This is a genomic window from Nocardia sp. NPDC059691 (assembly GCF_042733915.1).
Classification (GTDB): domain Bacteria; phylum Actinomycetota; class Actinomycetes; order Mycobacteriales; family Mycobacteriaceae; genus Nocardia; species Nocardia sichangensis.
Map to the genome: position 1 here is coordinate 317,760 of NZ_JBHWFB010000006.1, position 20,039 is coordinate 337,798.

The following is a 20,039-nucleotide window of genomic DNA, read 5'->3' on the forward strand; positions in this document are numbered from 1 at the left end:
GCGATGGCGGCGGGGTACCGGCCCGGCGAGCTGACGATCCGGGAGGCGTTGTTCCAGCGTCCGGTCGCCCTCGCCGACGACGGCGCGGTGCGCATCACGTTCCGCGTGGATCGTCCGACCGGCCGGATCGCCATCGACGTCCAGAGTCTGGACGCGAAAGGCGTGCCGGTCGGCGCGATCGAGCCTGTCGCGGAATGCGTTGTGGTGCGGTCTGCTTCCTCCGATCAGCCGCCGGGGATCGATGCGGCCGAGTTCCGGGCGTCGTCGCGTGCGCGCGGCATGGCGGAGCTGTACGCCCAGACCGGCGGCCGCGGTATCGACCATCGCGAATTCATGCGCGCCACCGGACATTTCGCCCGCCGCGACGATGTGGTCACCGCGACGCTTGGTCTCGGTCCGGAGGCCGCGGCGCATCTGCCCGGCTTCCTGCTGCACCCCACGTTCCTCGACGCCTCCACGATCGTGCCGTTCATCGATCCGCAGCGGCTCGGCGTGGACGACGACAGCGCGTTCATCCCCATCTTCTTCGGCGACGTCCGCGCCTGGCGCGCGACGCCCGAGGAGGTGCTCGTGCGAGCGGCGGTCCGCGGTGGCGGGCACGGCGGGGATCTGCTCGAAGCCGATGTGGCGCTCTACGACCAAGACGGAGCGCCGGTGGCGCGGTATCGGCTGACGTCCAAGCGTGTGCGTGGCAGCGCGGATATCCAGCGGTTGCTGACGCGGCCGCAGGCGGTATCGCCGGGGCAAGCCACGCCGCGACCGACGACGGTGCCGGTGGCCTCGGGTGATCCGCGTGCGGTGATCACCGCCGATCTGGCCGCTCTCGTGGCCGGTGAACTCGGCGCCGACGCCGCGGGGATCGCCACCGACGTCGGGTTCTACGAGCTCGGATTGGATTCCGGTCGTCTGCTGCGGCTGACCGCCGAGTTGGAGGCGAGGGTCGGCGAGCCGCTGTATCCGACGCTGCTGTTCGAGTACCAGACCATCGACGCGCTCGCCGGACATCTCGCCGACATCGTCGGCGCGAACTACCGCCCCGCCACGTCGGCCGAATCCATCGTGGTCGCAGAGGTGGCGGGACCGCCGACAGTGGACCAAGTCGCGTCGCCGGAATCGGTAGCGGCGGAAGACCTCGTCGTTTTCGGGTTCGACTGGGAGCCCGACACCACCGCGCATACGCGTCGGGAACCCACCAGCCTGCTCGTCTTCGATACCGCCGAGCACCCTTACCCGCACGGCGCGGCCGCGACTGTCATCCGGGTCCGTCCCGGTGGCGAGTTCGTCTCCGGTACAGACGCTTTCGTCGTCGACCCGGCGGACGCACGGCACATGGAGCTGCTGGTCGACCAGCTGACGGCCCGGCGGCTGCGCTTCGACGCCGCGGTGTACCTGTGGCCCGAAACGACGACAGACAGTGACCCGCAGGCGCTGATCGAACGGGTGTACCTGCCGCTGCGCGATCTGCTGCGCGCGGTCGCGGCGGTGTCCGAACCGCCGGTGCGCCTGGTGCTGGCTCTCACACCGGCGACACCCGCGGGTGAATCGAGTTGCGCCCTCCTGGGCGGTGCGGCCCGCACACTGCGGCTCGAGCAGCCGCAACCGTTGCTGCGGGCCATCCAACGCGACCCCGCCCGTCCGATCGACGACATCGTGGCCACGGAGCTGGGCATCGACGAACGCGACCCCGCCACCGAGATCCGCTACCACGGCGCAGAACGCCGGATCCGCCGGACCCGCCCGCTCACCGATGCCACGCCGAGTTCCGGCGACGCGGTGCTGCGCACGGGATCGGTGGTCGTCGTCACCGGCGGATTCGGTGGGATCGCCCGTCACCTGGCCCGCCGCCTCGCCGCCGAGTACAGCGCACGGCTGGTGCTGGTATCGCGCCGTCCGCTCGACGCGTCGGCCGCGGGACTGCTGGCCGAGCTCGGCGAACTCGGCGCGGAAGCCGTACACGTGCGCGCCGACGTGTCGGTCGCGGCCGACGCCGAACGCGTCGCCGCGATCGCCCACGCCACCTTCGGGCCGGTCGACGTGCTCTACCACGGTGCGGGTCAGTTGCGCGACGGACTGCTGTCCGGCAGCAGCCGCGACGACGCGAGAACCGTTCTCGCACCGAAGATCTACGGCGTCGAGCACTTGACGCGGGCGCTGCCGGAGACCCGCCTGACCGTGTTGTTCTCCTCGGTCTCCGCGGTGCTGGGCAACCCGGGGCAAGCCGATTACGCGGCGGCTAACCGCTATCTCGACGTCTTCGCCGAACAGCGCGATCGAGCCGGAAGCAGGACGATCAGCATCGGCTGGCCGCTGTGGGCCGACGGCGGTATGCATCCCCCCGCCGAGCAGATCGCCGCGCTGCGGCGCGCCGGTGTGGGACTGCTGCCCACCGCGACCGGACTGGACCTGCTGTTGTCCTGCGCGACGCTCCACCGCGCACAACTGGCCGCGGTATGGGGCCACAGCGACATCCTGCGAGAACGACTACAACCGGCAACCGCACCGTCTGACGCGCCACACGCGCCGGGCGATGCGCATCACGCGACCGTGCCGGTCGACGAGCATCGCAAGTCCGTCGAGGAGCCCATCGCGATCGTCGGAATCAGCGGCCGCTACCCCGACGCGGAGGACATCGAGGAGTTCTGGCGCAATCTGCGCGACGGACACGACGCGGTCGGCCCGGTCCCCGCCGAACGCTGGTGGCTCACCTCCGTCCGAGGCACGCCCGGCGCGCCACCGATGACCGGCGGATTCCTGCGTGACGTGGGTGGTTTCGACCCACAGTTCTTCCGCATCCCGCCGGTTCAGGCGCCGCTGCTGGACCCGCAGGAGCGGTTGTTCCTGCAGCAGGCGTACGCGGCGCTCGAGCACGCCGGCTACCACCACACCGACCCGGCCGTGCGCGACCGCCGGGTTGGTGTGTTCGTAGGCGCCACCTGGAGCGACTACCGGCTGCTCGGAGTGGCGGCCAGCCGCGACGGCAATCCGGTCGCGGTGGCCTCGATCCCGTCATCGATCGCCAACCGCACCTCCTACACCCTCGGTCTGCGCGGACCGAGCCTCACCGTGGACACCGCGTGTTCGGCGTCGCTGACCGCACTGCATCTGGCGCGGCGCAGCCTGCTCGACGGCGAATGCGACGCGGCGCTCGTCGGCGGGGTGAACCTGCTGCTGCATGAGGACAAATTCCTGCTGCTGCACAGCCTGGGCATGATGTCCGAGAGCGGCCGGTGCAGGCCCTTCGCCGCGAGCGCCGACGGCTATGTGCCCGGCGAAGGCGTCGGGGCGCTGTATCTGAAGCCGCTGTCGGCCGCCCGCGCCGACGGCGACACCATCCACGGCCTGATCCTCGGCAGCGCGGTGAATCACGGCGGGCAGACCTCCGGGTACAGCGTGCCGCATCCAGGGGCGCAAGCCGACGTGATCGGCGAGGCCCTGCGCGCCGCCGGGGTCGACCCCGCCGCGATCGACTACCTCGAGGCGCACGGAACCGGCACACCGCTCGGCGATCCGATCGAAATAGCCGGGCTGGCCGCCGCTTTCGGCAGAAACGGCGACGGCCGCTCCCGCGCACTCGGGTCGACGAAGTCGAATATCGGCCACCTGGAAGCGGCCGCGGGCGTCGCGGGTCTCACCCGGGTGCTGTTGCAGCTGCGTCACGGCCGGATCGCGCCGACATTGCATACCGCACAGGTCAATCCGGCCATCGCGTTCAACTCGGTGCCGTTCCGCTTACCGCGTGAACTGGAGGATTGGCCGCGCCGCACCGTCGACGGCGTCGCGGTGGCGCGGCACGCTGGTATCAGCGCCTTCGGGGCGGGCGGCGCCAACGCTCACGTGGTGCTCGCGGAGTTCATCGACGACCGAGTGCGTCCGGGCGCCACCGGTGAACCCGACATCTTCGTGTTGTCCGCGCGCACTCCGGAGCGGCTGCGCCGCTACGCCGAGATCATGGCACGGCACTTCCGCACCCTCGATCCCGCGGATTTCCTCGACGCGGTGCGCACCTTGCAAGTGGGCAGGCCCGCACTGGCCCACCGGCTCGCGGTGGTCGCGTCCTCGCCGCTCGAGGTGGCCGACGCGCTCGACCAGTTCGGCGCCGACCAGCTCGGCCCCGTGATCACCGGCAGCGTCGACGCACACACCCGGCCACCGCTGTACGCGCCCGCGGCGGACGACCGAGAGCTGGCCCGGCAGTGGGTCGCGGGCGCCGATGTCGACTGGCGTGGACGCGGCGGGCCGCGGCAGCGAATCCCGCTGCCCGGCTATCCTTTCGAGCGCACCGACTACTGGATCATCGCACCGCCGCTCTCGGGATTCGACGCCGCGGTGGAGGGCTTCGAAGCGTCCATCCAGCCCGCGGGCACAGTGGAGCCCGGTAAAGCCGAACTCGGCCGCTACGCGGCGATGCTGCTGTTCGCCACCTTCGCCGGAATGGGGCTCACGCCGGGGGAGTGGACCACGCCGTCGCTGGACGCGCGCCTTGGTGTGCGGCCCGAATTCGACCGGCTACGCACCAGCTGCCTGGACATTCTGCGGCGACACGGGCTGGTGCGATGGCACGAGGGCCGGATCGAAGTCGCCGGCCCGCCACCGGGCACCGGCGGGATGCGCGCGGACTTGCTCGCGCGCTTCCCGGAGACCGAACCGTACGTGGCCTTGCTCGATGCCTGCCTGGCCGCCTATCCGCGCGTCCTGCGCGGCGAGATGTCCGCGACCGAGGTGCTGTTCCCCGCCGGAGACCTCGAACTGGTCGGCGCGATCTATCGCGGCAACGCCGCCTACGACTTCACCAACGGATTGCTCGCCGGATTGGTGTCGGCCGTGGCGCAGCGGCACGGCGAGACCCGGCCGGTGCGGATCGTGGAAGTCGGCGCGGGCACCGGAGGTTCCACGCACGCGGTGCTCGACGCGCTCGCCGAACGCGGGATCGCGTTCGACTATCACTACACCGACGTGTCGCACAGTTTCGTCGCGCACGGGCGACGCACCTTCGGTACGCGGTCGAACGTGCGGTTCGGGGTGCTGGACATCGAGGCGGATCCGATCGCGCAAGGCTTCCCCGCACACCAGGCCGATCTGGTGATCTGTGCCAACGTCCTGCACGCGACGCGGTCGATCGACGCGACGTTACGCAACGTCCGGCGGCTGCTCGCGCCCGGCGGCGTGCTCGCCTGTACCGAAGCGACCGCCGACCTCGAGGTTCTCGCGCTGACGTTCGGCCTGCTGGAGGGCTGGCACGCGTATCGCGATCCCGAGGCGCGTCTCCCGTATTCGCCGTTGCTGTCCGAATCGCAGTGGCGGGACGCCATGAGTGCGGCGGGTTTCTCCGGAATCCGCGCCTGGGGTCCCGGCCTGTCGGAGGACCCGGAGCCGAGTTTCCGGGTGTTGGCCGCGGTCAGCGCCACCACGCTGCCCGCTGTCGCCTTACCCCCGACCGAGGTGCAGGCCGCCACCGCGCGAGTCGGCCTCGCCGATACCGGGAACCCGCCCGCCGGTGCGCGGCCGGACGCGGAACCGGCCACCGTGAGTGGTGCGGCCGCCCTGGAAGCCGAACTCGTCGCCCTCGTCGCCGAGGGCCTCGGTGTCGGGCGCGGCGAGGTGCGCGCGGAGCTGCCGCTGTCGGACTACGGCGTCGATTCCATTCTCGCGGTGAAGATCATCGATCGAGTCAACGCCTGCTACGACTTGACGCTGCGACCCACGGTGGTGTTCGACCATCCGTCGGTGCGGCTGCTCAGCAGGCACATGGCCGAACAAGGCGCTTCGGCTCCTCGAACCGCCACCGCGCCGCCCGCACGGCCCAGCGAAAGGTCAACATCGATGGACATCGCCATCATCGGCATGTCCGGGCAGTTCCCGGGCGCGGCGAACCTCGAGGAGTTCTGGCGCGATCTCGCCACAGGGCGGGACGCGGTGACCGAGATCCCCGCCGGACGCTGGCCGATCGCCGAGCATTTCCGTCCCGGCCTGGCGACGCCGGGCAAGACCTACTCCAAGTGGGGCGGCTTCCTCGACGGCGTCGAGGAGTTCGATCCGGCGTTCTTCGACATAGTGCCTGCCGAAGCCGATTACATGGACCCGCAGCAGCGGCTGTTCCTGGAACACAGCTGGCTGGCCCTGGAAGACGCCGCCATCGACCCGAAGTCGTTGCGGCGCACCCGGTGCGGCGTCTTCGCTGGGTCACCCGGTTCGGACTACGCCACCCTGCTGCGCAACCGCGGAACGGTCGGCTCCCATCACGTGTTCACCGGTAACAGCCCGGCCATCCTGCCTGCCCGCGTGGCCTATCACCTGGATCTCACCGGCCCGTGTCTCGGTCTGGACACCGCGTGTTCCTCGGCGCTGGTCGCGTTGCACCAGGCCTGCCGCAGTCTCGCCGCGGGGGAGTCGGAGCTGGCGCTGGCCGGGGGTGTCGCGGTGTTCGTGACACCCGAATACCACCTGCTCGCCTCGTCGATGGGCATGCTCTCACCACGCGGGCGATGCGCGAGTTTCGATGCCGACGCCGACGGTTTCGTGATCGCGGAGGGTGTCGGCGTGGTGGTGCTCAAGCCGTTGGCCGCCGCCGAACGCGACGGCGACCCGATCCACGGGGTGATCCGCGGGATCGGCGTCAACCACGACGGCCGCACCAACGGCATCACCGCACCCAGCGTTCGTTCGCAGACCGAACTGGAACTGGCGGTGTATCGCGACGGCGGGATCGATCCGTCCACCATCGGTTACGTCGAAACGCACGGCACCGGAACGCGGTTGGGCGACCCGATCGAACTCGAGGCACTCACCGCGGCGTTCCGTCGCTACACCGACGCGGTCGGCGTCATCCCGGTGGGATCGGTGAAATCGAACATCGGGCACGCCTCGCACGCCGCGGGCATGGCGAGCCTGTTCAAGGTGCTGCTGGCCATGCGCGCCGGACAGGTGCCGCCGTCACTGCACGTCGCTTCGGTGAATCCGCTGCTCGGATTGGAGCAGTCGCCGTTCTTCGTCAACACCGAACTGCGGGCCTGGGACGGCGCGCCACGCCGAGCCGCGATCAGTTCCTTCGGTTTCAGCGGCACCAACGCGCACCTGGTGGTCGACGGCGCACCGGCCGTCGCGACCGCACGGCGTGCGGGGCCCGGGGTACCGCAGGTGGTGGTGCTCTCCGCGCGCAGCGCTACGAGCCTGTCGCGGATGGCGCGGACGCTGCGCAGGCATCTCGCGGCGCATCCGGACCTGTCGCTCGCCGACGTAGCGCGCACGCTCGCGGCCGGGCGCAGCGAATTCGAGCATCGGCTCGCGGTGGTCGGGGATTCGGTGGATGCGGTCGTGGCCCGGCTTGCCGCCTTCGCCGACGGCGACCGGCCTGCCGGGGTCTACACCGGAACGACCGACACCCCCGCCGCGGACCGCGACACTGCCACCGTGCTGGACGACCCGGAGGCGGTGGCACGGCAATGGGTCGAGGGCGGGCACGTCTCACATGCGGGCTGGGCCGACCCGGCCGCGCGCCGTATCCATCTGCCCGGCTACGAGTTCGACCGGGAACGGTGCTGGGCACCGGACTCGAGCGTCCCTTCGTCCGAGCACACGGCGCGCCCGTCGCACAGCTCCGTTGTCGGCGAAGCCCAGGACCTCGCCGCGACGCAGCGCACCGCAGCCCCATCGACCGGCGCGGCGCCCCGCGAGCTCAGCACCGCCGCAGCGGTGGCATCCGGCACGTCCATGGTCGAGACGGCACTCGATGGACCTGCGACATCCTCGCGAGCGGTCGGAGGCTCGTCGGCGCCCGCGACACAGACGGCCGCTGCGCTCCAGGACAACAGCGCGCTCCAGAACGCTGCCGACGATCGGGCTCGTGGACTTGCTGCGTCTGATCATGTCCTGCCCACATCGCCGGACCCCACGCAGCGACGGCAGTCCGCCGAGACCTACCTCAAAGGCCTGCTCGCCGAGTACTGCCGACTCGACCCGCAGCGGATTCGCACCCGAATCCCGCTGCAGGACTATGGCATCGACTCGGTGCTGATCAGCAAGATGAACGACCGGCTGGAAACCGACTTCGGACCGATGCCGAGCACGCTGATGTTCGAATACCAGACCGTCCGCGACCTCGCGGGCTACCTCGCCGACGAGCACGGGCCGCGTCTGGCCGCCATCACCGACGACACGACGACCGCAACCGCGGCATCCGGCGGCGCACCCGCGTCGGTGGGCTCGGTCGCCTCCGAGCCCACCGCTCCCGCCGAGCATTCCGCCGACGACGCGGACGACGCCGAGGACATCGCCGTCATCGGCATGGCGGGCAAGTTCCCGATGGCGGGGGACATCGAGGAGTTCTGGGCCAACCTGGTCGCCGGTCGCGACTGCATCGTCGAGGTGCCGCCGCAACGCTGGGATCACCGCGAATACCTGTCCGACGATCCCGACGAACCGGGCACCACCTACGCGCGCTGGGGCGGATTCATCGACGACGTCGACAAGTTCGACGCTCGCTTCTTCGGCATCACCCCCAAAGACGCCGAGGAGATGGACCCACAGCAGCGGCTGTTCCTCGAAACCTCCTGGGCGGCTTTGGAAGACGCGGGTTACTCGCCCGATCGGGTACGCCGCAGCGCCGCCGCACGCGGCCTGCCGGATGCCGGCGTCTTCGCCGGGGTCGGCTACGCCGAGTACCAGGCGTTCGTGGGCGTGCCGATCTCGGGGTATTTCGCCGTGGCGAATCGGGTGTCCTACCACTTCGGCTTCACCGGCCCGTCTCTCGCGGTCGACACGGCGTGCTCGGCGTCGCTGACCGCGCTGCATCTGGCCTGCGAGAGTCTGCGCCGCGGCGAAGCGGCCTACGCGCTGGCCGGTGGGGTCAACGTGTCGATCCATCCCGGCAAGTACTTGCTGCTCGGCTACGGCCGCTGGGCATCCACCGACGGCCGCTGCCGGACGTTCGGCGCGGGCGGCGACGGCTACGTGCCGGGCGAGGGTGTGGTCACGTTGGTCCTCAAACCGCTGCGGCACGCACGCGCCGACGGTGACCGCGTTTACGGCGTGATCCGGGGCAGCACCGTCAACCACGGCGGACGCACCAACGGGTTCACCGTCCCCAACCCAGTCGCCCAGGCCGACCTCATCGGCCGAGCCCTGACCGCGGCACGCGTCGACGCGGCCGACATCGGCTACGTGGAAGCCCACGGCACCGGTACCGCGCTGGGCGACCCGATCGAGATCGCGGCCCTCACCAAGGCCTATCGGCGCTCGACAGCGGAGCAGGGCTACTGCGGCATCGGCTCGGCGAAATCCAGTGTCGGACATCTGGAAGCGGCGGCGGGCGCGGCGGGCGTGGTCAAGGCGCTGCTACAACTGCGCCACGACACCATCGCGCCGAACCTGCACAGCGATCCACCGAACCCGGGAATCGACTTCGCGGCGACACCGTTCCACGTCATCGATCGGCCCACACCCTGGCCGCGCCCCGGCGACGGCACACCACGCGTCACCGCCGTCAGCTCGTTCGGCGCGGGAGGCTCCAACGCCCACATGATCCTCACCGACGCCGAGCCCGTCGCGGCAACGCCGGAAGATGGGCGGCCGAGGATCGTGGTGTTGTCCGCCCGCGACGCCGACCGACTGGCGGAGCTGGCCGCCCGCACCGCCGATCGGCTGCGCGATCACCCGCTCGCGCTGCCCGATGTGGCGTGGACGCTGGCCGTCGGCCGGACACCGTTCGAACATCGCCTCGCGGTGGTCGCCACCTCGACGGCCGAACTCGTCGAACTACTCGACAGCACAGCAGATGCCGGCGCACCCGCACCGGCGGAGGGGCTGCTGGTCTTCCGCGGCGTGGCCCGCACCCACCGCGACCTCGACGAGCTGCCCGGCGAATCGGATGCCGACCGCGCCGAAGTGCGCGCCCTGCTGCGGTCGGGCAACCTGCCGCGAGTCGCCGAACTGTGGGCAGGCGGATGGACCGTGGACTGGGAACAGGGCTACGAGCAGCCCTTCGGCCGGATCGTGAGTCTGCCCGGTTATCCGTTCGCCCGGCGCAGGTACTGGATCGTGCCCGAGGACTACCGCAGACGAACACCGCACGTGGTCGCGAAGACGGTGGTCACGCAGGAGATCGAGCCACCGCAGTCGGAGCAGCGCAACGGGCACTCACCGAACGGCACAGCGCTTCAGGACGTTGCGGCACCGCCGGAACCGGTCGAAACGCCCACCGCCGAAGTCGCCGCACCGGCCGTCACCGAGCCCTCCGGTGACGAATTCGACAGCGAGTTGTGCGACCGTCTCGCCGAGTACATCCGGGAGATCTTCGCCGATCTGACCAAGTCCGACCCGGCCGATCTCGACCTCGACGCGGAATTCGCCGACTTCGGATTCGACTCGGTGGCCACCGTCCGGATGCTCAACCGGCTGATGAAGCACTACGACGTCAAGATCCCGGCGGAATCGACCGAGCTGCATCCGACGATCGCGTCGCTGTCGCACTATCTGGTGGCCGAAGGCATCATCTCCGGCACGGCACACGACGATGCCCCACGCCCGACCGTGGTCGCCGCGGCCACAGCGGCACAGCAGGACATCCCCGTGGTGACGACAGAGGTCCCGATCCCGGTGCGGTCGGTCTTCATCACCGGCGTGACCGGCGTGCTGGGCGGCAAGCTGCTGCACGATCTGCTCACCCGCACCGACGTCCGGGTGACCTGCCTGGTGCGCGGCAAGACCGTGGCCGCGGCCGAGCGGCGGATCAAGCACTTCCTGAGCACCTACGACCCAGAGTCGACCCTCGACGAGGCGTTCGCGCAGCGCGTCACCGCGGTGCTCGGCGACGTCTCCAGCGAACGGCTCGGCCTGGACGAGGTCACCTGGCGGCGGCTGGCCGACGACGTGGACTTGACCATCCACGCCGCGGGCCGCACCACCTTGGTCACCTTCTACGACGCCCTGGCCCCGATCAACGTCGAAGGAACCCGACGCGCGGTGGAATTCGCGTTGCGCTCGCGCGGCAAGTACCTGGTGTACGTGTCGAGCTTCAGCGCGCTGGGCGATCGGCTCAACTTCAACAACCCGCCGTTCACCGAGCGGGACCTCGAACTGGGCCAGGGCTACGACCATCTGCCCTACCAGCAGACCAAATACGAGTCGGAGAAGCTGATCCGGGAGGCGAGCGAACGCGGACTGCTGTGGGACATCGTTCGCCCCGGCAACATCATGGGCGACAGCCGGACCGGCCGGTACCCGTTCTCCGAGGTCAGCGTCAAAGGCGCGTACTACGACATCCTCAAGACGATGATCGAGACCGGCGAGACGATGCTGACGCCGGTGCACTGGGACATCAGTCCGGTCGACTACGTCAGCGCCGCGATCGTGCACATCGCCACGCGCCGCGCCACCTACCGGGAGACCTACCACCTGACCAATCCGGACATCCGCCGCTACTACGACGTGGTCCGCTACGTCCAGCGTGCCGGGTACGAGGTGGCGTTGGTGCCGCTGGAGGAATTCCACCGCAGGGCCACCGACCGGCAGATCTACCGGCTGGGCACCGACGAGGTGTACGACAGCCAGACCCTGGAGATGTTCAAGTACGGCATCGAACTGTTCGGCACCATCCACTACGAGGAGAGTTCCTACGCCGACTGCACCTACACCCGGCGGGTGCTCGGCGCGGCGGGCATCGACTGCCCGCCGACCGAGGATCTGGTGCGGGTGTACCTGGCGCATTGCGCCGAGGTGGGCTACATCCCCGCACCCCGCGGGGCCGAGCCGACCGCGGAGGCGCTGCGGTGAGCTGCACGATCGTCTTCCCGGGGCAGGGTGCGCAGCGCACCGGGATGGGAGCGGATTTCTGCGCCGAATTCCCGCTCGCGCGAGACACTTTCGCCGAGGCGAGCGCCGCGGTGGGCGAGGACCTGCTGCGGATCTGCGTGGAGCGGGATCCGCGACTGCATCGCACGGAGTACACCCAGCCGTGCGTGCTGACGATGGAGATCGCCGCCTACCGGGTGCTGGTGAGCGAATCCGGCTGGCAACCGGTCGCTTTCGGCGGGCACAGTCTCGGCGAGTACGCCGCGCTGGTCGCGGCGGGCGTCTTCGAACTCGCCGACGGGGTACGACTGGTGCGCACGCGCGGCGCGCTGATGCAGCAGGCCGTGCCGGAGGGCGCGGGCGCGATGGCCGCGCTGATCCTGCCGGGCATCGCCGATTCGGGGGTGGCCGATCTGGTGGCGGAGGCTGGCGTCGAGGTGGCCAACGACAATTCCACCGATCAGCTGGTCATCAGCGGTGAACGCGACGCTGTCGCCGCCGCACGTGGCGTGCTCGGCGAGCGCTTCCCGGAACTGCGGTTCGTCCCGTTGCGGGTCAGCGCGCCGTTCCACTCCCGCTGGATGCGCGGCATCGAGGACGAGTTCGCGGGGCATCTGGCCGAATGCGCACCGCGCATACGGGCTGAGCGCGCGGTCGCGGTGACCTCGAACTACACCGGGGAGTTCCATCGGCCCGAAACCCTCGCCGAGCATCTGGTCCGCCAGATCTCCGCCCCGGTGCGCTGGACGGCCAACATGCGAGCGTTGCTGCGCTCGGGCACACCCCGCTACGAGGTGGGCCCGTCGGCACCGCTGTCGAAGTTCTTCGCGACGCTGGATGCCCCGGTGACCCGGATCGCGACAGTAGCTGACGTACGTGCGCTGCCCCTATCGCAAGCCGCTCCGGCTGAGGCGGTCTCGGCGATTTCCTCGGCAGCCGCACTGACAGCGGCTGCGCCGGTCACACCGAGAACGGCTATGCCGGTCGCACCGGAACCCGCTACGACTGGTCCGGCCGCGATGACCTCTCCGACGGCGGTTGCGGCGCAACCGATTCGCGAGGCGCAAGGGCTGACCATCCATCGCAAGAGCGCTGCGACGCCGAGCCTGCGGTTGTTCTGCTGGCCCTTCGCGGGCGGCAAGGCGGCGGCCTACACGCCGTGGCGGCGCCAGCTGCCCGACTGGATCGAGCTGTGCGTTCTGGAACTGCCTGCCCGCCAACGGCATCTGGCGCAGACGCCGATCCGGCGATTCACCGATCTGGTCGAGACGGCGTTGACCGCGGTGCTGCCGCTGACCGATCTTCCGTTCGCGTTCTTCGGCCACAGCCTCGGCGCGCTGGCCGCCTACGAGGTCGCCCGCCGCCTGCCCGAGGGGATCGCGCCACGCGCGTTGTTCCTCGGTGGCGCGGTGGCCCCGCATCTCCCCAGGCCGGGTCGGTTGTCGGAGCTACCGGACCACGAGTTCGTCGCGGCGGTCGGCCATTACGGCGGCATCCCGCCGGAAGTGCGCGAGACCCCGGAGGTGATGGCGCTGTTCCTGCCCGCGTTGCGCAGCGACTTCGAGATCTTCGACGACTACCGATTCACACCCGCCGCCGCGCCGTCGTGCCCGGCCCACCTGTTCGGCGGCCGCGACGACCGCCAGGTCGCGGCCTCCCAGCTGGAGGCCTGGCGCGACGTCCTGCCTGGACTGCGCTCCACCGAGCTGCTGCCCGGCGGCCACTTCTTTCTCGTCGAGCAGCGAGCAGCGCTGCTCGACTCGCTCGCGGACAAGCTCGCCGCTGTCCGCCCCGACGCGGTATCCGCCTGATGAAGGGATGCAGTAATGAAGGTCGAAGTCCTCACCCCGTCGTGCAACCTCGACACCGTCCGCGACGGGCGCGGTGGCATTTTCACCTGGGTCCCGCCGGAACCCCTGCTCGAGTTCAACCTGATCTACATGCACCCCGGCAAGGTGCGCGGCCTGCACTACCACCCGCATTTCGTCGAGTACCTGCTGTTCGTCGAGGGCAACGGCGTGCTGGTGACCAAGGACGACTACGAGGATCCGGACTGCCCGGAGGAGTTCATCCATGTGGGCAAGGGCATCTGCACGCGCACGCCGATCGGGGTGATGCACACTGTGTACTCGATCACCCCGCTGACCTTCGTCGCGATGCTGACCAAGCCGTGGGACGAGTGCGATCCGCCGATCGTGCAGGTGGCGCCGCTGCCGCACACCTTGGAAGGCAAGTCGTGAGCGGCCGAATATCGGTGCGGCCGACCAGCGCGACCGCCCGTGCCGGACAGGACCTCGCATGAGCGGGATGCGGGTGGCGGTGCTCGGCGCCGCGGGATACGTGGGCGCCGCACTGGTCGAGGCGCTCGGCAGGACGCGGCGATGGGAGGTCGTGCCCGTGGTGCGCGACGACCACGAATCCCACTGCACAGCAGGTCGTTACGACGTGCTGATCAACGCCGCCTGCCCGTCGAAGCGGTTCTGGGCCGAGCAGCATCCCGGCGACGATCGCCGGGAGACGGTGGACAAGACGCGCCTGCTGCGCGAGCAGTGGCGCTGGGACCGGTTCGTGCAGATCAGCAGCATCTCCGCACGGACCCAGCTGGACACGGTCTACGGCCGCCATCGCGCGGAAGCCGAGCGAATGTGTTCCGGCCGCGACACTTTCGTCGTCCGGCTCGGCCCGATGTACGGCGGCGACTACCGCAAGGGTGTGCTGGCCGACATGGCCGCCGACCGTCCGGTGTTCGCCAGCGGCCGCTCGCGGCAGAGTTTCGCCCCGGTGGACTGGTGCGCCGACTGGATCGCCGCCCACCTGGAGGACACCGGCCTGCGCGAGGTCGGCGCACGCACCACCGTGACGCTGGCGGAGGTACGCGACGCGGTGGGCTCGTCCTCGCAGTTCGCCAAAAATGTTGTCGACGACCAGTTCCCGACCACCGCCACCGGCCCGGACTGGCCGGAGGCGGCGGCGGTGATCGACTGGCTGGCCGGGCGGAGGGTCAGCGATGCGCGGGCGAGGTGACGCGATGCCTGCCGGGGCGCAGGTACTTCTCCGCGCACAGCACCAGCAGGAAACGCACGCTGGTCGCGACATCGCGGGTGCGCATCTTGGACGCGCCCGCGGTGCGGTTGAGGACGTGGATCGGCACCTGTTCGATCCGGAAACCATTGGCGGCGAGGATGTAGAGACTTTCGAAGAAGAAGGAGTAGCCGGTCGAGCGAACGCGATCGAAAGCCGCCACCGGAACCGTATCCAACCGGTAGTATCGGAACGCGCCGGTGGCATCGTAGGGCATCCGCAGCAGTGTCACGGTGAGAAAATGCCCGACCCGGGTGAGGACCTTGCGGAAGGGAGTCCAGTCGGCGAGGCTGTCCTCTTTGAGATAGCGCGATCCGACCACGATGTCGAAACCGTCGGAAGCGGCGCGCAATGCCGGAAGATACGACGGCGGATGCGCGAAATCGGAATCCATCGTGATGATGTGCGCATATCCCTGCGCGTATGCCCAGCGGATACCGGCCTGGTGTGCGGAGCCCACGCCCTGCCGTCCCGCCCTGTGCAGCACATGGATGCGGGGCGCGTGCTGTCGGGCCAGCTCATCGAGCAGATTCCCGGTACCGTCCGGGGAATTGTCGTCGACGAACAGGACGTCGAAATCGGAGCCCTGTTCCAGGATCTGAGCGAGCAACGGGCCCACGTTGCGACGCTCGTTGTACGTCGGAATCATTACCAGAGTTTTTTCGGAGGCCGCGCTCATGCAATCGAATTCTAATACCGGCGGCGACCGAAAGATAGGTATTGCCCGCCATTTGACGACCGGTTAGTCTCGGGGCTGGAGGTTTGATGAGAAAGGCACTGATAACCGGCATCACCGGCCAGGACGGGTCTTATCTGACAGAATTCCTGTTGCAGCAAGGATATGAGGTGCACGGGATTGTCAGGCGTGCGTCGAATTTCAATACCGACCGCATAGACCACCTGTATTCCGATACCCATTCCCAACGCCGGCTGTTCCTGCACTACGGGGATCTGATGGATTCCAGCAGTCTCAACCGGATCCTGGAGGACGTACGACCGGCGGAGATCTACAACCTGGGCGCGCAGTCGCACGTGCACATCTCGTTCCAGATCCCGGAGTTCACCGCGGAGACCAACGCGATCGGCACACTGCGCATCCTGGACGCCATCCGCAAGACCGGCATCGCGACCCGCTTCTACCAGGCTTCGTCCTCGGAGCTCTACGGCGGCCTGCACGACGTGGCGCTCAGCGAGCGCACGCCGTTCCATCCGCGCTCGCCGTACGCGGTGGCGAAGCTGTACGCGTACTGGATCACGGTCAACCACCGCGAGGCCTACGGGATGTACACGGTCAACGGCACCCTGTTCAACCACGAATCACCTAGGCGCGGCGAGGTTTTCGTCACCCGCAAGGTGACAAGGGGCGCGGTGCGCATCGCGCAGGGCAAACAGGAGAAGTTGTTCATCGGCAACCTGGACGCCCGCCGGGACTGGGGATACGCCAAGGAGTACGTCGAGGCGATGTGGCTCATGCTGCAACAGTCCGAACCCGACGACTACGTGATCGCCACCGGCGAGACGCACAGCGTGCGCGAGCTGTGCGAGACCGCGTTCGCCGCCACCGGTGTCGAATTGATCTGGGAAGGAACCGGATTGACCGAGAAGGGGATCGACCGACGAACCTCGCGAGTGCTCGTCGAGGTCGATCCGACCTATTTCCGCCCCGCAGAGGTGCATCATCTCACCGGTGACCCGAGCAAGGCGCGCGAGAAGCTCGGGTGGCAGCCCCGGACGAGTTTCACCGAACTCGTCGAGTTGATGGTCGCCCACGATATGGAGAACGCGTGACGCAAGCAGTGGCGGTGCAGGGCTGCCGGGTGTGCGGGAACACCCGGCTCGAAACGGTCGTCGACCTCGGCACGATGGCGTTGACGGGAGTGTTCCCGGCCACCGATCCCACCGAGGTGCCGCGCTACCCCTTGGAGTTGGTGCGCTGCGTGCCCGAAGGCAGCGAGGAGTGCGGGCTGGTGCAGTTGCGCCACACCGCGGACTTCGGCGAAATGTATTCCCCCGGCTACGGATACCGCTCCGGGCTGAATCGATCCATGATCGAGCACCTCGCCCACCGGGTGGACAGGATCCGGCAGCGGGTGCCGCTGTCACCGGACGACGTGGTGATCGACATCGGCAGCAACGACGCGACGTTGCTGCGCGCCTATCCGGAAGGGTCGGCGACGATTCTGGGCATCGACCCGCTGGGGGAGAAGTTCCGCCGGTTCTATCCGCCGCACGTGCGGTTGGTGACCGGCTACTTCGACCACGAGCTGGCCGAATCGGTGCTCGAGGGGCGGCGGGCCAAGGTGATCACCTCGATCGCCATGTTCTACGACGTCCCGCGCCCGCTGGAGTTCATGCGCGCGGTGTACGACAGCCTCGCCGACGACGGCATCTGGGTGCTCGAACAGAGCTATCTGCCCGCGATGCTGGCCACCACCTCCTACGACACCATCTGTCACGAGCACCTCGAGTACTACACCCTCGACCAGATCGAGTGGATGGCGCGGCGGTGCGGATTCGTGGTGCTCGAGGTGGAACGCAATACCGTCAACGGCGGCAGCTTCGCACTCACACTCGGCAAGCAAGGAGTCGCCTCGCCTGCCGACGCCGCCGCGCTGGATCGGATGCGCCACGAGGAGTCCGCGCTCGGGTTGCACACCTCGCAGCCGTACGCGGAATTCGCCAAACGGGTCGACCAGCACCGCGAACAGGTCCGGGAGTTCTTCGACCGCTCCCGCAAGGCCGGCCTGCGCACGCTCGGGTACGGAGCCTCCACGAAAGGCAACGTGGTGCTGCAGCACTGCGGGATCGGGCCGGAGGATCTGGCGTGCATCGCGGAGGTCAACGACGACAAGTTCGGCAAGTTCACCCCCGGCAGCGCGATCCCGATCGTGTCCGAGGAGCAGGCGCGTGCCATGGCGCCCGACCAGTTCTTCGTGCTGCCCTGGCATTTCCGCACCATGATGCTGGAGCGGGAGAGCGCTTTCCGCGCGGCGGGCGGGCGGTTGGTGTTCCCGCTGCCGGAACTGGACGTGGTGTGAGATGACCATCGTCGTCACGGGCGCGGCCGGGCAGGACGGCACGCTGCTGTCGGACCTGCTCGCCGGGCGCGGCGAGCGCGTGCTGCGCATCGGCCGCGACGGCCCGGTCGACATCACCGACGCCGCCGCGGTCGAGGAACTCGTCGCCGCCGAACGCCCCCGGCAGGTCTACCTGCTGGCGGCGGTGCAACATTCCTCGCAGGACGACCACGGCGACCCGCACGAGCTGGCCCGCGCCTCGCATCGCGTGAACACGCTGCCGGTGCAGCATTTCGCGGAGGCGATCGATCGCCACCGCACCGGCACCCGCCTGTTCTACGCGGCCTCGTCGCACGTCTTCGGCTCCGACGGCGACGCGGTGTGCGACGAGAACAGCGGGCTGCGGCCGGACTCCATCTACGGGGTGACCAAAGCGGCCGGCCTGCTGGCCTGCCGCGCCTACCGTGCCCGCGGCGTCTTCGCGGCGGCCGGGATCCTGTTCAACCACGAATCTCCGCTGCGTGCAGAGAAATTCGTCACCCGCAAGATCGTGCGCGCCGTCGCCCGGATCCAGCGCGGTGAGACCGGCACGGTGGAGGTGGGCAGGCTGGACGCGGGCGCCGACTGGGGATACGCGCCAGACTACGTCGAGGCGATGACGCGGATCCTGGCGCTCGACGAGCCGGAGGAGTTCGTCGTCGCCACCGGCGAACACCACACGGTCGCGCAGTTCTGCGCGGCGGCGTTCGGCATGGCCGGACTGGACTGGCACGACCATGTCCGCGAACGGTCCTCGGTGCTCACCCGCGGCGGGCGACCGCGAGTGGGCGAGGCGAGGAAGTTGCGCGCGCGGACCGGGTGGCGCCCTTCGGTGGATTTCCACGGCATGGTGCGGGCCATGCTCGTCGCCGAGGGCGTGCGCCTTGCTGAGCAATCGAGGCCGGTACGCACCGGCGGAACGGATGGATGACGTGACCCTGAACGACGAGAACGTTCTCGCCGCCCACTTGATCTCCGTCGCCGACGGCGTCCCCGAGGAGACCGCCGCCCGGATCGGCGAGATCGGCACCGAGACCGTCGCCGACGCGGTGCTCAAGGAGATCGCCTGGCGCGCGGGCTACGGCGCGCGCCCCGGGCAACCGGTGACCGCGGTGTTCGAGCTGATCCACGAGGGCAAACAGCTGGACTACCTGGTCACCTTCGGCGCCGACGACCCCGCGATCGCGCCGGGCACCCTGGAGGATCCGTGGCTGGTGGTGCGCCAGGATCTGGTGGAGTTGCTGCGCGCGGTCTACGGACCGCCCGACGCCGCCCTGGGCACCCGCGCCATCACGATCAAGGACGAGCCGGGGCCGGGCAGTTTCGCCCCGGACGACCCGTGGCGACTGGCCCGCGACGCCGCCGCCGTCGCCGCCGACCGCATCGTCACCGCCTGCCGTCCCCACCACTACGACCTCGACGCGCTGTCGCTGCACTTCGGTTCGGACAAGTGGGGCGGGCACTGGTACACCCAGCACTACGAGCGGCATTTCGCGCCGCTGCGCGACAGCCGGGTCCGCATCCTCGAGCTGGGCATCGGCGGATACACCGCCCCCGACGTCGGCGGTGCGTCGCTGCGGATGTGGAAGCAGTACTTCCGCCGCGGCCTGGTGTTCGGGCTGGACTACTTCGACAAGTCCGGCATCGCCGAGCCGCGCCTGCAACCCCTGCGCGGCGATCAGGGCGATCCGGCGTTTCTCGACGGGCTCGGCAACTCGCTCGGCCCGTTCGACATCATCATCGACGACGGCAGCCACATCAGCGGCGACGTGATCGCCTCGTTCGGTGCGCTGTTCGCCCACCTGCGGCCGGGCGGACTGTACGTGGTGGAGGACACTCAGACCTCCTACTGGTCGGGCTGGGGCGGAAGCAGCACCGCGACCGACGATCCGGCCACCACCATCGGTTATCTGAAAACCCTGGTGGACGCCCTGCACCACCAGGAATTCGAGAAGGAATCCGGCCGAGCGGCAGGCGCTTTCGACGACTGGATCGGGGCGCTGCACTTCTACCACAACATCGTGGTGATCGAAAAACGCCGCAATGCCGAGCAATCGGCTCCATCATGGGTGCCTCGGCACACCAATCCGATGGAGTGGATGAAGCCGAAGGAGTGAT

9 protein-coding genes (1 of these 9 only partly in view) are annotated in these 20,039 nt (G+C 69.2%); 8 read left to right on the top strand and 1 reads right to left on the bottom strand.

Going from position 1 to position 20,039, the window contains the following annotated elements; genetic code table 11:
• The 4 genes in view from ACFV2O_RS16135 to ACFV2O_RS16150 are tightly spaced (at most 58 nt apart) and all read left to right on the top strand, a layout consistent with a single transcriptional unit that may run on beyond the window.
• Nucleotides 1-11,766: the 3' portion of a thioester reductase domain-containing protein gene (locus ACFV2O_RS16135; protein ID WP_379252434.1), read on the top strand. It extends 129 nt beyond the left edge of the window; 11,766 of the gene's 11,895 nt are visible here — the last part of the coding sequence; the start codon falls outside the window, past its left edge; it ends in the stop codon at nucleotides 11,764-11,766.
• A complete protein-coding gene (locus ACFV2O_RS16140) occupies nucleotides 11,763-13,595 on the top strand; it encodes a thioesterase domain-containing protein (protein ID WP_379252435.1) in 1,833 nt (610 codons plus the stop codon). The genes ACFV2O_RS16135 and ACFV2O_RS16140 overlap by 4 nt, the downstream gene beginning before the upstream one ends.
• Nucleotides 13,596-13,610: 15 nt before the next feature.
• On the top strand, nucleotides 13,611-14,024 hold the full coding sequence (locus ACFV2O_RS16145) for a hypothetical protein (RefSeq protein WP_356966209.1): 414 nt from the start codon (nucleotides 13,611-13,613) through the stop codon (nucleotides 14,022-14,024).
• Between the two features lie 58 nt (nucleotides 14,025-14,082).
• Nucleotides 14,083-14,808 carry a hypothetical protein gene (locus ACFV2O_RS16150; RefSeq protein WP_379252436.1) on the top strand — a complete coding sequence of 242 codons (726 nt, stop codon included), beginning with the start codon at nucleotides 14,083-14,085 and terminating at the stop codon, nucleotides 14,806-14,808.
• On the opposite strand, the gene ACFV2O_RS16155 is transcribed toward ACFV2O_RS16150, so the two are convergent.
• Nucleotides 14,786-15,514 (bottom strand): polyprenol monophosphomannose synthase, encoded by a 729-nt coding sequence (locus ACFV2O_RS16155; RefSeq protein WP_379252437.1) that lies wholly within the window; start codon nucleotides 15,512-15,514, stop codon nucleotides 14,786-14,788. The two genes, ACFV2O_RS16150 and ACFV2O_RS16155, sit on opposite strands and share 23 nt — an antisense overlap.
• Nucleotides 15,515-15,630: 116 nt before the next feature.
• Here ACFV2O_RS16155 and gmd point away from each other — a divergent pair, with 116 nt between their 5' ends.
• From gmd to ACFV2O_RS16175, 4 genes are read left to right on the top strand one after another with little or no spacing between them, the layout of a single operon-like run.
• Complete coding sequence (gmd, locus tag ACFV2O_RS16160; RefSeq protein WP_355077957.1) at nucleotides 15,631-16,653, top strand: GDP-mannose 4,6-dehydratase; 1,023 nt, start codon at nucleotides 15,631-15,633, stop codon at nucleotides 16,651-16,653.
• Nucleotides 16,650-17,903, top strand: coding sequence for a class I SAM-dependent methyltransferase (locus ACFV2O_RS16165; protein WP_379252438.1), 1,254 nt, complete (start codon nucleotides 16,650-16,652; stop codon nucleotides 17,901-17,903). The genes gmd and ACFV2O_RS16165 overlap by 4 nt, the downstream gene beginning before the upstream one ends.
• A gap of 1 nt (nucleotide 17,904) precedes the next feature.
• Nucleotides 17,905-18,852, top strand: coding sequence for a GDP-mannose 4,6-dehydratase (locus tag ACFV2O_RS16170; protein WP_379252439.1), 948 nt, complete (start codon nucleotides 17,905-17,907; stop codon nucleotides 18,850-18,852).
• 1 nt (nucleotide 18,853) lies between these two features.
• The gene (locus ACFV2O_RS16175) at nucleotides 18,854-20,038 is read left to right on the top strand and encodes a class I SAM-dependent methyltransferase (protein ID WP_379252440.1); all 1,185 of its coding nucleotides are present in this window, start codon (nucleotides 18,854-18,856) and stop codon (nucleotides 20,036-20,038) included.
• The last annotated feature ends 1 nt before the right edge of the window (nucleotide 20,039 follow it).

Coding starts and splice junctions, on each gene's coding strand:
- gmd (WP_355077957.1), top strand. CDS start 15,631: ATGAGAAAGGCACTGATAACCGGCATCACCGGCCAGGACGGGTCTTAT.
- ACFV2O_RS16155 (WP_379252437.1), bottom strand. CDS start 15,514: ATGATTCCGACGTACAACGAGCGTCGCAACGTGGGCCCGTTGCTCGCT.
- ACFV2O_RS16150 (WP_379252436.1), top strand. CDS start 14,083: ATGAGCGGGATGCGGGTGGCGGTGCTCGGCGCCGCGGGATACGTGGGC.
- ACFV2O_RS16170 (WP_379252439.1), top strand. CDS start 17,905: ATGACCATCGTCGTCACGGGCGCGGCCGGGCAGGACGGCACGCTGCTG.
- ACFV2O_RS16145 (WP_356966209.1), top strand. CDS start 13,611: ATGAAGGTCGAAGTCCTCACCCCGTCGTGCAACCTCGACACCGTCCGC.